The 13622-nt window shown below is 73.9% G+C and carries 11 protein-coding genes; 9 read left to right on the top strand and 2 right to left on the bottom strand.

What is annotated here, in order from left to right:
• Positions 1-10: 10 nt before the first annotated feature.
• Complete coding sequence (locus AB0E14_RS04125) at positions 11-991, bottom strand: helix-turn-helix domain-containing protein (protein ID WP_362411600.1); 981 nt, start codon at positions 989-991, stop codon at positions 11-13.
• Positions 992-1106: 115 nt separating this feature from the next.
• Here AB0E14_RS04125 and AB0E14_RS04130 point away from each other — a divergent pair, with 115 nt between their 5' ends.
• Positions 1107-1700, top strand: a complete 594-nt coding sequence (locus AB0E14_RS04130; RefSeq protein ID WP_362411603.1) for an MBL fold metallo-hydrolase — start codon at positions 1107-1109, stop codon at positions 1698-1700.
• A gap of 17 nt (positions 1701-1717) precedes the next feature.
• Here the strand turns inward: AB0E14_RS04130 and AB0E14_RS04135 are convergent, their stop codons facing one another.
• Positions 1718-2593, bottom strand: a complete 876-nt coding sequence (locus AB0E14_RS04135) for a LysR family transcriptional regulator (protein ID WP_362411606.1) — start codon at positions 2591-2593, stop codon at positions 1718-1720.
• Between the two features lie 124 nt (positions 2594-2717).
• On the opposite strand from AB0E14_RS04135, the gene AB0E14_RS04140 reads away from it, so the two are divergent.
• From AB0E14_RS04140 to AB0E14_RS04175, 8 genes are all read left to right on the top strand, one after another.
• The gene (locus AB0E14_RS04140) at positions 2718-3725 is read left to right on the top strand and encodes an EamA family transporter (protein WP_362411609.1); all 1008 of its coding nucleotides are present in this window, start codon (positions 2718-2720) and stop codon (positions 3723-3725) included.
• 142 nt (positions 3726-3867) lie between these two features.
• Positions 3868-4659: a TIGR03084 family metal-binding protein gene (locus AB0E14_RS04145; protein ID WP_362411612.1), complete on the top strand. Its 792-nt coding sequence runs from the start codon at positions 3868-3870 to the stop codon at positions 4657-4659.
• Complete coding sequence (locus AB0E14_RS04150) at positions 4656-6386, top strand: acyclic terpene utilization AtuA family protein (protein WP_362411616.1); 1731 nt, start codon at positions 4656-4658, stop codon at positions 6384-6386. The genes AB0E14_RS04145 and AB0E14_RS04150 overlap by 4 nt, the downstream gene beginning before the upstream one ends.
• 31 nt (positions 6387-6417) lie before the next feature.
• On the top strand, positions 6418-8016 hold the full coding sequence (locus AB0E14_RS04155; protein ID WP_362411619.1) for a carboxyl transferase domain-containing protein: 1599 nt from the start codon (positions 6418-6420) through the stop codon (positions 8014-8016).
• Between the two features lie 7 nt (positions 8017-8023).
• The gene (locus AB0E14_RS04160; protein ID WP_362411622.1) at positions 8024-9946 is read left to right on the top strand and encodes a biotin carboxylase N-terminal domain-containing protein; all 1923 of its coding nucleotides are present in this window, start codon (positions 8024-8026) and stop codon (positions 9944-9946) included.
• Between the two features lie 53 nt (positions 9947-9999).
• On the top strand, positions 10000-11136 hold the full coding sequence (locus AB0E14_RS04165) for an acyl-CoA dehydrogenase (protein ID WP_362411625.1): 1137 nt from the start codon (positions 10000-10002) through the stop codon (positions 11134-11136).
• A gap of 44 nt (positions 11137-11180) precedes the next feature.
• Entirely contained in the window at positions 11181-12764 is a 1584-nt protein-coding gene (locus AB0E14_RS04170; protein WP_362411628.1) for a 4-coumarate--CoA ligase family protein, read from the top strand.
• A 95-nt stretch (positions 12765-12859) separates the two neighbouring features.
• Positions 12860-13567, top strand: coding sequence for an enoyl-CoA hydratase family protein (locus tag AB0E14_RS04175; RefSeq protein ID WP_362411631.1), 708 nt, complete (start codon positions 12860-12862; stop codon positions 13565-13567).
• Positions 13568-13622: the final 55 nt, after the last annotated feature.

Raw genomic sequence — 13622 nt, forward strand, 5'->3', positions numbered from 1 at the left:
CGGTGGCCCGTCAGGGGTGGTCCCCTCGCGGGGCCGCCGCGGCCGTCCTCGTGAACGTACGGCGGTAGGTGCGCGGCGGGACACCGCGGCGGCGGACGAACTGTTCGCGCAGGACCGCCGCGCTGCCGTAGCCGACGAGGCGGGCGATCTCCTCGACCGGGAGGTCGGTCGTCTCCAGGAGTTCCTCCGCCCGGCCGAGCCGCTGGCCGAGGACCCAGGCGTGCGGAGTGGTCCCGGTCGCGGCGGCGAAGCGGCGGGCGAACGAGCGGTGGCTCATCAGGGCGCGGCGGGCCAGTTCGGCCACGGGCAGCGGCTCGTGGAGGTGCTCGCGGGCCCAGGCCAGGACACCGGCGAGCCGTTCGTCCTCGCAGTCCTCGGGTACGGGCGCGGTGACGAACTGCGCCTGCCCGCCGTCGCGGTGCGGCGGCAGGACGAGGTCCCGGGCGACGGCGTTCGCGGCGGCGGCCCCGTACTCGCGGCGCAGCAGATGCAGGCAGAGGTCGAACCCGGCGGCGGCGCCCGCGCCCGTCAGGATCCGGCCCTCGTCGACGTACAGGGCGTCCGGCTCGACGGTGACGGCCGGGTGCCGTCGCGCGAGCAGGTCGGCGAACCGCCAGTGGGTGGTGGCCCGCAGCCCGTCGAGCAGCCCCGCCGCGGCGAGCGCGAACGCGCCGACGCAGTGCGACCCGACGAGCGCGCCGCGCGCGTGGGCGGCGCGGAGCGCGGCGAGCACGGGGGCGGCCGGCGGGGTGCGGAAGTCGGCCCAGGGCAGGGCGAGTACGAGATCGGCGGAGGCGAGCCGGTCGAGCCCGTGGGTGACGGTGAGCGGCACGCCGAGGTCGGTGGGGACCTGGCCCGGCCGGTCCGAACAGACCGCGAAGTCGAACCGCGGAAGCCCCGCGGGTGGCGCGGCGAACACCTCGGAGACGAGCCCGACGGCGAGCATGCCGACGCGCGGCGGGGCGTAGACGGCGACGCTCAAGAACGGCATGCGGGGGAGTGTGGCACGGTCGGTGACAGCCGCGCCGAAGGCGTTGGCAGGAAACCCGCGATGGGTGGCAAGGCAGCCACTCGTCGGTGATCGTCCGTCCGGCGAAGCTGGGCGCATGAGCGACAAGCCGCGCGGAAACACCGCCACCTACACCGTCCTGACCACCGGTTACACCCTCTCCACGGGACCGGGCGTCGCCGCCACCGTCTCGTACGTGACCGACGGCGACCGTCACGTGATCGTCGACCCCGGCATGGTGGCGAGCCGCGAGCGCATCCTCGGGCCGCTGGCCGAACTGGGCCTCGGTCCCGACGACATCACCGACGTCGTGCTCAGCCACCACCACCCCGACAACACCATGAACGTCGGCCTGTTCGGCCGGGCCCGCGTCCACGACCACAAGGCCGAGTACCTGAACGACCAGTGGACCGACCGGGACGCCGAGGGCCACGAACTGACCCCGTCCCTGCGCCTGATCCGCACCCCGGGGCACAGCCCCGAGGACATCACGCTCCTCGCCGGCACGGCGGACGGCGTCGTCGCCTTCGTCGGCGACCTCTGGTGGCGCCCGGACGGCCCGGCAGAGGACCCGGTGGCCCCCGACCGCGACCAGCTCCGCACCTCCCGCCTGCGGGTCCTGGAGACGTCCGACGTGATCGTCCCCGGCCACGGGGGGCCGTTCCCCGCGGGCGAGGAGGCGCCGCTGTAGTGCGCGGCCGGCCGGCGTCACGCGCCCCCGGCGATCTCCTTCGCCAGGGTCACCAGGAGGTCCGTCGCCGGGTGGGGGGACGTGTCGCGCCAGGCCAGCAGGACCGGGATCTGGGGGGCGTCGGGCAGGGGGCGGTAGGTGACGCCCGGGTGGGGGTGCATGGCCGCCGTGGAGGCCGAGGAGACGCCGACGCCCCGGCCCGCCGCGATCGCGGTGAGCCAGTCGTCGGTGTTGCCGACCGTCAGGGTCGTGGCCGGGCGCAGCTGCGGGGGCCAGAGGGACGGGGTCGTGGTGCCGGAGACGGTGTTGAGGACGATCGTCTCGCTCGCGAGGTCCGCCAGGGTGAGGGACGTACGGGACGCCAGCGCGCTGTCCGTGGCCACGGCGGCCACCCGGTCCTCGCTTGCCAGCTCCTCGGTGGCCAGGCCGGGCGCGTCCACCGGGCCCCTGAGCAGGGCCGCGTCCACCTCGCCGCGGACCAGGCCGGCTGTGCGGTCGTCGATGCGGAGGAGTTCCAGCGGGGTCTCGGGGTGCTCGCGCTGCCAGCGGCGGAGCAGCGGGGTCGTGAAGGGGCCGAACGCCGACCACGCGTGCCCGAGCCGCAGCGGCCGGTGGCGCAGCCGCGCCGGGTCGAGGGCCGCGTCGAACGCGGCGACGGCCGCCGCCGCGCGGTCGTGGAAGGCGCGGCCCTCGGCGGTGAGCGCGAGGTGGTGCGTGGAGCGGTCCACGAGCCGGACGCCGAGGTGTTTCTCCAGGGCGGCGAGGGTGCGGGACATCGCGGGCTGGGTGAGGTGGAGCCGGGCGGCGGCGCGGGTCACGTTGCCCTCCTCCGCGATGGCGAGAAAGCAGCGAAGGTGACGGAACTCGATGCCCGAGCGACTCCCTTGACTCATGCGCCCGGAGCATAACCGCAGCCCAATCGGCATTTCACGCGCCGCGCGGGACGGCCTAGCGTGAGTCTCGGAGCCCTCTTGACGGGTCCACTATCCTGGACTTGCAAGTCCAGTCTGATGAACCATGGTGCAGGGGAGTGAGCCGGTGGACAGCCCGGTGAAGGACACCGCGGCCGGTACGCGGTCGACGGCGAAGGCGAACGTCACGGCGGGGACGGCGACGGCGTCGACGGGCGCGGCGACGGCTCGCGCCGCGCGCGGTGGCGCCCGCCTGGGTCCGGTCGCGCTCGTCGTCGCGGGCGGGCTCTCGGTCCAGTTCGGTTCGGCCGTCGCCGTCCTGCTCATGCCGCGCGCCGGCGCGCTCGGCGTGGTCACGCTGCGGCTCGTCCTCGCCGCCGCCGTGCTGCTGATCGTCTGCCGCCCCAAGGTCCGCGGCTACAGCCGGGCCGACTGGGGCACGGTCGTCGCCTTCGGCACCGCGATGGCCGGGATGAACATCTTCATCTACCAGGCCGTGGACCGGATCCCGCTCGGCGCCGCCGTGACCCTGGAGGTCCTCGGCCCGCTGCTGCTCTCGGTCATCGCCTCCCGCCGCCTCTCGAACCTCCTGTGGGCCGGGCTCGCGCTCGGCGGTGTCCTCCTGCTGAGCGGCATGCTCACCGGTGGCGGCTTCACCCGCCTCGACCCGGTCGGCGCCGGCTTCGCCCTCGCGGCGGGCGCGATGTGGGCGACGTACATCGTCTTCAGCGCCCGCACCGGACGGCGCTTCCCGCAGGCGGACGGCCTCGCGCTCGCGATGGCCTTCGGCGCGGTCCTGAGCCTGCCCTTCGGCATCGTCGAGGCGGGCGACAAGCTCCTCGTCCCCTCCACGATCGCCCTCGGCCTCGCCGTCGCCCTGATGTCCTCGGTCCTCCCGTACACCCTCGAACTCCTGGCCCTGCGCCGCCTCCCCGCCCCCACCTTCGCCATCCTGATGAGCCTCGAACCGGCCATCGCGGCGACCGCGGGCTTCCTGGTCCTGAGCCAGGGCCTCTCCCTCCTCGACGCCCTCGCCATCGCCCTCGTCATCGCGGCGAGCATGGGCGCGGTCCGCACCCAGTCCAAGCGTGTCCAGGCGGTCCCGGAGGCGTAGAGGCCGAGGCTGAACGTCCGTCGCCGCGGGGGTCCGTCCCCGCGGCGAACTTTTCGCGTCAGTACAAGCAAGCACGCTTGATTGTTTCTGTCCCCGCTGCCATGCTCCTCCGCACACGCCCGTGTCCCGAGGGGAGCGCACCGTGTCCGACCCCGCCGTCGTCCTCGACGATCTGCGCCGTGAGAGCGAGGAAGTCGACCAGCTCGTCGCCGAGTCGAGCGAGGCGAGATGGGCCGCGCCCACCCCCGCGGCCGGCTGGACCGTCGCCCATCAGGTCGCCCACCTCGCCTGGACCGACCGCGCCGCGCTGCTCGCCGTCACCGACGCCGAAGGGTTCCGCGCCGAGGCCGAGAAGGCGCTCGCCGCACCCGAGTCGTTCGTCGACGACGGCGCGGCCGAGGGCGCCGCGCTCGCCCCCGGCGAACTCCTGGGGCGCTGGCGCGTCGGCCGTGAGCGGCTCTGGACGGCCCTGGCCACCGCCCCGCCCGGCGCCCGCTTCCCCTGGTACGGGCCGCCCATGAGCGCCGCCTCGATGGCGACCGCCCGCCTCATGGAGACCTGGGCGCACGGCCAGGACATCGCCGACGCCCTCGGAGTCCTCCGGGAGCCCACCGCCCGCCTGCGCCATGTCGCCTGGATCGGCCTCCGCGCCCGCGACTACGCCTATCTCGTCCGGGGCATCGACCCGCCCGCCGAGCCCTTCCGGGTCGAGATCGTCGGGCCGGACGGCGACGTGTGGGCGTACGGGCCCGAGGACTCCGCCCAGCGGATCACCGGACCCGCCCTCGACTTCTGCCTCCTCGTCACCCAGCGCGTCCACCGCGACGACACCGCCCTCGTGGCGGAGGGCGACGAAGCCGCGCACTGGCTCACCATCGCCCAGGCCTTCGCCGGTCCGCCCGGCGGCGGACGGGCAGCGAAGGAGCCGTCGTGACCCTCCGCACCCTCCGCATCGGCAACGCCTCCGGCTTCTACGGCGACCGCTTCGACGCCGTCCGCGAGATGCTCACCGGAGGCGACGCGGGCGGGGTGGGCGGGGCGGGCGAAGGCGGCGAACCCGGCGCCCTCGACGTCCTCACCGGCGACTACCTCGCCGAGCTCACCATGCTCATCCTCGGCCGCGACCTCCTCAAGGACCCCAGGGGCGGCTACGCCAAGACGTTCCTGCGCCAGATGGAGGAGGGCCTCGGACTCGCCCACGAGCGCGGCGTCCGCATCGTCACCAACGCCGGCGGCCTCAACCCCGCCGGGCTCGCCGAGGCCCTCACCGCGCTCGCCGACCGGCTCGGCCTGCCCACCCGGATCGCGTACGTCGAGGGGGACAGGCTCCCGCCCCGCGAGGGCATCCTGACCGCCAACGCCTATCTCGGCGGCGCCGGGATCGCCGCCTGCCTGACCGCGGGCGCCGACGTCGTCGTCACCGGCCGCGTCACCGACGCCGCCCTCGTCACGGGGCCCGCGCAGTGGCGGTTCGGCTGGGGGCCCGAGGAGTACGACGCGCTGGCCGGCGCGGTCGTCGCCGGGCACGTCCTGGAGTGCGGCACCCAGGCCACCGGCGGCAACTACGCCTTCTTCCGCGAGCACGACGTCCGCAGGCCCGGGTTCCCGCTCGCCGAGATCCACGCCGACGGCACCGCCGTCATCACCAAGCACCCCGGCACCGGCGGCGTCGTCGACGTCGGGACGGTGACCGCCCAGCTCCTGTACGAGACGGGCGGCGCCCGCTACGCAGGACCCGACGTGACCGCCCGGCTCGACACCGTACGGCTCACCCAGGACGGCCCCGACCGGGTGCGGATCGACGGCGTGCGGGGCGAGGCGCCGCCGCCCACCCTCAAGGCCGGGCTCACCCGGATCGGCGGCCACCGCAACGAGGTCGTCTTCGTCCTCACCGGGCTCGACATCGAGGCCAAGGCCCAACTCGTGCGGGACCAGGTCGAGGACGCCTTCGCACACGCCAAGTCCCGTCCCGCCGAGGTGCGGTGGGAGCTGGCCCGGACCGACCGGAGCGACGCCGACACCGAGGAGACCGCCAGCGCGCTCCTCCGGCTCGTCGTCCGCGACCCCGCCCCCGAACCCGTCGGGCGCGCCCTGAGCGGCGCCACCATCGAGCTGGCCCTCGCCAGCTACCCCGGCTTCCACGTCACCGCGCCGCCCGGCAAGGGCGCCCCCTACGGCGTCTTCGAGGCCGCGTACGTACCCGCCGGCGCCGTCCCGCACACCGCCGTCCTGCCCGACGGCAGCCGGGTCGCCGTCCCCGTACCCGTACGCACGAAGGAACTGGAGCCGGTCGCCGAACCGCCGCTGCCCGAGCCCCTGCCGGACGGGCCGACGCGGCGCGTGCCGCTCGGGCGCGTCGCCGGGGCCCGCAGCGGAGACAAGGGCGGCGACGCCAACATCGGGGTGTGGGTCCGCGACGACGCGGCCTGGCGATGGCTCGTGCACGGCCTCACGGTGGAGCGACTCCGGCACCTCCTGCCCGAGACGCGCGACTTCGACGTCGTACGGCACGTCCTGCCCCGGCTGCGCGCCGTGAACTTCGTCGTCACCGGGATCCTCGGCGAAGGCGTCGCCTCCCAGGCCCGCTTCGACCCCCAGGCCAAGGCCCTCGGCGAGTGGCTCCGCGCCCGCGAACTCGACGTACCGGAGGAACTGCTGTGACGACCCGGCCACCCGCCCCGGAGGAACTGCTGTGACCGTCCTCGCCTCCGCCCTCGACACGGGCGGACCCGACTACGCGGCCCACCGTGCCGCCATGCTCGACAGGCTCGCCGCGCTCGACACCGAGCACGCCAAGGCGCTCGCGGGCGGCGGCGAGAAGTACCTCCAGCGGCACCGGGGGCGCGGCAAGCTGCTCGCGCGCGAGCGGATCGAGCTGCTCGTCGACCCCGACACGCCCTTCCTCGAACTGTCCCCGCTCGCCGCCTGGGGCAGCGACTATCCGGTCGGCGCGTCGATCGTCACCGGCATCGGGGTGGTCGAGGGCGTCGAGTGCCTGATCACCGCCAACGACCCGACCGTGCGCGGCGGAGCCTCCAACCCGTGGACGCTGAAGAAGGCGCTGCGGGCGAACGAGATCGCGTACGCCAACCGGCTTCCGGTCATCTCGCTCGTCGAGTCGGGCGGCGCCGATCTGCCGTCCCAGAAGGAGATCTTCATCCCCGGCGGCGCGCTCTTCCGCGACCTCACCCGGCTCTCCGCCGCCGGCATCCCCACCGTCGCGGTGGTCTTCGGCAACTCCACGGCCGGCGGGGCGTACGTCCCCGGCATGTCCGACCACACCGTGATGATCAAGGAGCGGTCGAAGGTCTTCCTCGGCGGTCCGCCGCTGGTGAAGATGGCGACGGGCGAGGAGAGCGACGACGAGTCGCTCGGCGGCGCCGAGATGCACGCCCGTACGTCCGGTCTCGCCGACCACTACGCCGTAGACGAGGTCGACGCGCTGCGCCAGGCCCGGCGGATCGTCGCCCGCCTCAACCACCGCAAGGCGCACCCCGATCCGGCGCTCGCGGAGCCGCCGAAGTACGACGAGGACGAGCTGCTCGGGATCGTGCCGGGGGACCTGAAGACCCCCTTCGACCCGCGCGAGGTGATCGCCCGGATCGTCGACGGCTCGGACTTCGACGAGTTCAAGCCGCTGTACGGGTCGAGTCTGGTGACCGGCTGGGCCGAGCTGCACGGCTACCCCGTCGGCATCCTCGCCAACGCCCAGGGCGTCCTGTTCAGCGCCGAGTCGCAGAAGGCGGCCCAGTTCATCCAGCTCGCCAACCAGCGCGACATCCCGCTGGTCTTCCTGCACAACACCACCGGCTACATGGTCGGCAAGGAGTACGAGCAGGGCGGCATCATCAAGCACGGCGCCATGATGATCAACGCGGTGTCGAACAGCCGGGTGCCGCATCTGAGCGTGCTGATGGGCGCCTCGTACGGCGCCGGGCACTACGGCATGTGCGGCAGGGCGTACGACCCGCGCTTCCTCTTCGCCTGGCCGAGCGCCAAGTCGGCCGTCATGGGCCCGCAGCAGCTGGCCGGCGTGCTGTCGATCGTGGCGCGCGCCTCGGCGGCGGCGAAGGGGCAGCCGTACGACGACGAGGCGGACGCCGGTCTGCGCGCGATGGTCGAGGCGCAGATCGAGTCGGAGTCGCTGCCGATGTTCCTGTCCGGGCGGCTGTACGACGACGGCGTCATCGACCCCCGCGACACCCGCACGGTCCTCGGGCTGTGCCTGTCCGCGATCCACACGGCACCGGTCGAGGGCGCGCGCGGCGGCTTCGGCGTCTTCCGGATGTGAGGCACCCATGATCGGAACCCTGCTCGTCGCCAACCGGGGCGAGATCGCCTGCCGGGTCTTCCGCACCTGCCGCGAACTGGGCATCGCGACGGTCGCGGTGTACTCGGACGCGGACGCGGGCGCGCTGCACGTGCGGGAGGCGGACGCGGCGGTACGGCTGCCGGGGGCGGCGCCCGCGGAGACGTACCTCCGCGGTGACCTCGTCGTGAAGGCGGCGCTCGCGGCGGGCGCGGACGCCGTGCACCCGGGGTACGGCTTCCTCTCCGAGAACGCGGAGTTCGCGCGGGCCGTGCTCGACGCGGGCCTGGTGTGGATCGGGCCGCCGCCGGAGGCGATCGAGGCGATGGCCTCGAAGACCCGGGCGAAGGAACTCCTCGGGATCGCCCCGCTCGCGGCCGTCGATGTCACCGCGGCCGACCTGCCGGTCCTCGTCAAGGCGGCGGCTGGCGGCGGTGGACGCGGCATGCGGGTCGTCCGCGACCTCGACGCCCTGGAAGGCGAGTTGAAGGCGGCGTCGGCGGAGGCGGCGAGCGCGTTCGGGGACGGCGAGGTGTTCGTCGAGCCGTACGTGGAGAACGGGCGCCATGTCGAGGTGCAGATCCTCGCGGACGGTCTGGGCACGGTCTGGGCGCTCGGCACCCGCGACTGCTCGCTCCAGCGCCGCCACCAGAAGGTCATCGAGGAGTCCCCGGCGCCGGGGCTCGCGCCCGAGCTGGTCGACTCCCTGTACGAGCGGTCCGTGGCCGCCGCGAAGGCGGTCGGGTACGTCGGCGCGGGGACGGTGGAGTTCCTGGTCGCGGACGTCCCCCAAGCTCTCGGCTCCGCTCGAGCAGGGGGGACCCCCACGGCGCACTTCCTGGAGATGAACACCCGGCTGCAGGTGGAGCATCCGGTGACGGAGGCGGTGTACGGGGTCGACCTGGTCGCGCTCCAGATCGCCGTCGCGGAGGGCGCCCCGCTCCCGCCGGAGCCCCCGGAGGCGTCCGGTCACGCCATCGAGGCCCGCCTCTACGCCGAGGACCCGGCATCGGCGTGGACGCCCCAGGCGGGCACTCTGCACGCCCTCGCCTTCCCCTCGCACGTCCGCGTCGACACCGGATACGCCTCGGGCGACACCGTCGGCGTCCACTACGACGCCATGCTCGCCAAGGTCGTCGTCCACGCGCCCACCCGCCCCGAGGCCGTCCGCACGCTCGGGCGCGCCCTGGAGACGGCCCGCGTGCACGGCCCCGTGACCAACCGGGAGCTGCTCGTCGCCTCCCTCCGGCACCCCGAGTTCGGCGACCCGGAGCGGCTCGACACCGGCTTCTACGACCGCAACCTCGACGCGCTCACCCAGGCGCCGCCCGGCGCGGCGCACGCGGCCGTCGCCGCGGCGCTCGCGGACGCGGAGGGGCGCCGGGGGCCGCGGGGACGGTTCGGGGGCGGCTGGCGGAACCTGGCCTCGCAGGACCAGGTCAAGGCGTACGGCGACCACGAGGTCCGCTACCGGCCCACGCGCGACGGCGGCTACACGGTCACGGCGCCGGAGGGCATCCGGGTCGTGGCGGCCGCGCCCGACGCGGTCCGTCTCGAAGTGGACGGTGTCGTACGGCACTTCGAGGTCGCAGGCTACGGCGACGACGTCGTCCACGTCGGCCCGCACCGCCTCACCGCCGTGCCCCGCTTCCCCGACCCGGCCGACCAGCGGGAGCCCGGCTCCCTGCTTGCGCCGATGCCCGGCACGGTCGTCCGGGTCGCGGACGGGCTCGCGGTCGGGGACCCGGTCACCGCCGGGCAGCCGCTCCTCTGGCTGGAGGCCATGAAGATGGAGCACCGCGTCACCGCCCCCGCCTCCGGCACGCTCACCGCGCTCCACGCCGCGCCCGGCCGCCAGGTCGAGGTCGGCGCCCTGCTCGCCGTCGTACAGCAGTCCGAGCAGTCCGTGTAGTCCATGCAGCCCGCTCAGTCCGTGCACTCCGAAGCGCAGGAGGACAAGTCCGTATGAGCAGCACCATGATCGAAAGCGAAGAGCTGACCGCGCTCCGCGCCGCCGTCTCGGCGCTCGGTCACCGCCACGGCCCCGGCTTCGACCGTGCCGCGCTGTGGGCGGAGGCGGGCAAGCTCGGCTACCTGGGCGTGAACCTGCCCGAGGAGTACGGCGGCGGGGGCGGCGGCATGGCCGAGCTGTCGATCGTCCTGGAGGAGGCGGGGGCCGCCGGCGCACCGCTCCTGATGATGGTCGTCTCGCCCGCGATCTGCGGCACGGTCATCGCCCGCTTCGGCACGGAGGAGCAGAAGCGGGCCTGGCTGCCGGGCCTGGCGGACGGCTCGCGCACGATGGCCTTCGGCATCACCGAGCCCGACGCCGGTTCCAACTCCCACCGGATCACCACCACGGCCACCAGGACCGAGGACGGCTGGGTCCTGAGCGGCCGCAAGGTGTTCGTGTCGGGCGTCGACATCGCCGACGCCACCCTGATCGTCGGCCGGACCTCGGACGCCCGCACGGGCAGCCTCAAGCCCTGCCTCTTCGTCGTCCCCCGCGACGCCCCCGGCTTCGAGCGGCGCCAGATCGACATGGAACTCGACGCGAACGAGAAGCAGTTCGAGCTGACCCTGGACGACGTCCACCTCCCGGCCGACGCGCTCGTCGGCGACGAGGACGCGGGGCTCCTCCAGCTCTTCGCCGGGCTCAACCCGGAGCGCATCATGACGGCCGCCTTCGCGATCGGCATGGGCCGCTACGCCCTCGCCCAGGCCGTGAAGTACGCGAAGGAGCGCACGGTCTGGAAGACCCCCATCGGCGCCCACCAGGCCATCGCCCACCCCCTCGCGCAGGCCCACATCGAGCTGGAGCTGGCCCGCCTGATGATGCAGAAGGCCGCCCAGCTCTACGACGCGGGCGACGACGTCGGCGCGGGCGAGGCCGCCAACATGGCGAAGTACGCGGCGGGCGAGGCCTGCGTGAAGGCCGTCGACCAGTCCGTCCACACGCTCGGCGGCAACGGCCTGACCCGCGAGTTCGGCCTGGCCCGCCTGATCGCCGCCTCCCGCGTCGCCCGGATCGCCCCGGTCAGCCGGGAGATGATCCTGAACTACGTGTCCCACCAGTCCCTGGGTCTCCCCAAGTCGTACTGATCCGGTCCATCCTGGCGCCACCGTCCGACACCGAAGGGGCACACATGGTGTTTCACAGCGAGTACGCGGATGTTCCGGCCCTCTCCCTCCCCATCCACGACGCCGTCCTCGGCCGGGCCGCCGAGTTCGGGGACACGCCGGCGCTGGTCGACGGGGCCGGGGAGCTGAGTCTCACGTACGCCCAGGTCGACGCGTTCCACCGGCGGGTCGCCGCCGGGCTCGCGGAGGCGGGGGTCCGCAAGGGGGACGTCGTCGCCCTGCACAGCCCCAACACCGTGCTGTACCCCGTCGCGTTCTACGCGGCCACCCGCGCCGGCGCGTCCGTCACCACCGTCCATCCGCTGGCGACGCCGGAGGAGTTCGCCAAGCAGCTCGCCGACTCCTCCGCGCGCTGGATCGTCACCGTCTCCCCGCTCCTCCCGGCGGCCCGCCGGGCGGCCGAACTCGCGGGCGGCATCGCGGAGATCTTCGTCTGCGACCAGGCGCCCGAGGGTGAGGGGATCCGGTCCCTGCAGTCGATGCTCGGCGGCTCCGCGCCCGAGCCGGACATCGCGATCGACCCGGACGAGGACGTCGCGGCGCTCCCGTACTCATCCGGCACCACCGGCGTCCCCAAGGGCGTGATGCTCACGCACACGTCCGTCGCGACCAACCTGGCGCAGCTCGGCCCGCTGATCCCGATGAAGCCGGGTGACCGCATCCTCGCGGTGCTGCCGTTCTTCCACATCTACGGGCTCACCGCGCTGATGAACGCGCCCCTGCGGCACGGCGCCACCGTCGTCGTACTGCCCCGCTTCGAACTCGACACCTTCCTCGCCGCCATCCAGAACCACCGCATCAACGGCCTGTACGTCGCCCCGCCCATCGTCCTCGCGCTCGCCAAGCACCCGGCGGTCGCGCAGTACGACCTGTCCTCCCTGGAGTACATCGTCAGCGCCGCCGCCCCGCTCGACGCCTCGCTCGCCGAGGCGTGCTCGGCGCGGCTGAAGCTGCCGCCGGTCCGGCAGGCGTACGGGATGACCGAGCTGTCCCCCGGCACGCACGTCGTCCCCCTCGACGCGCAGAGCCCGCCGCCCGGCGCGGTCGGGAAGCTGCTGCCCTCGACCGAGATGCGGATCCTGTCCCTGGACGACCCGTCGAAGGACGCCGAACCGGGCGCCGAGGGCGAGGTCGCCATCCGGGGGCCGCAGGTCATGAAGGGGTACCTCGGCCGCCCCGACGCGACCGCGGCGATGATCGACGCGGACGGCTGGGTGCACACCGGCGACATCGGCCGGGTCGACGAGGACGGCTGGCTGTTCGTCGTCGACCGGGTCAAGGAACTCATCAAGTACAAGGGCTTCCAGGTCGCCCCCGCCGAGCTCGAAGCCCTGCTGCTCACCCACGAGTCCGTCGCCGACGCGGCCGTCATCGGCGTGATCGACGCCGACGGCGCCGAGATCCCCAAGGCGTACGTGGTCCGGCAGCCGGGCGCGGAGGGGCTCACCGCCGAGGACGTGATGGCGTACGTGGCGGGGAAGGTCTCCCCGTACAAGAAGGTCAGGAGCGTGGAGTTCATCGAGGGGGTGCCGCGCGCCGCGTCGGGGAAGATCCTCCGCCGTGAGCTGCGCGACCGGGACAGGGGATGAAGCGCGACCGGGAACGACGCGCGACCGGGAACGAAACGCGACCGGGAATGACGCGCGACCGGCTCTGAAGGTGGACCGTTGAGGAAGGTGGACTCTTGAAGCTGGACCGAGGCATCGCCACGCTGACGCTCGACAACCCGGAGAACCGCAACGCCCTCTCGGCCGCCCTGGTCGCCGAGTTGGCCGCGGCGCTCACCGAGTGCGGGCAGGACCCGGCGGTACGGGCCGTGGTGCTCACCCACACCGGCTCGACGTTCAGCGCCGGCGCGGACCTGAAGGCGCCGCCGAGTCCGTACGCCTTCGTGGACCTTCTCCGGCAGATCGTTGAGCTGCCGAAGCCGGTGGTGGCCTCCGTCGACGGGCACGTCCGGGCCGGCGGGCTCGGGCTGCTCGGGGCCTGCGACATCGTGGTCGCCTCGGACTCCTCGGACTTCGCGCTGACCGAGGCGCGGATCGGCGTCGCGCCCGCCGTCGTCTCGCTGACGCTGCTGCCCAAGCTGGAGCCGAGGGCGGCGGCGCGGTACTACGTGACGGGGGAGCGGTTCGGCACGGCGGAGGCGCTCGCGATGGGGCTCGTGACCGCTTCCGCCGGGGAGTTCGACGCGATCCTGGAGGGGCTGCGGCAGGGCTCCCCGCAGGGGCTGGCAGAGTCGAAGCGGCTGGTCACGGCTAGAGTCCTGGAGACCTTCGAGCGGGACGCGGAGGACCTCGTGCAGAGGTCGGCCTCGCTCTTCGCCTCGGCCGAGGCACGCGAAGGGATGACGGCCTTCCTCGAACGACGGGACCCCGAATGGCGGTTGTGACCGGCCCGAGCCAGGGCCCGGGCCCTGGCTCCAGGCAGGACCCCGAGCAAGGTCC

The organism is Streptomyces sp. NPDC047981 (assembly GCF_040653315.1).
Taxonomy (GTDB): domain Bacteria; phylum Actinomycetota; class Actinomycetes; order Streptomycetales; family Streptomycetaceae; genus Streptomyces.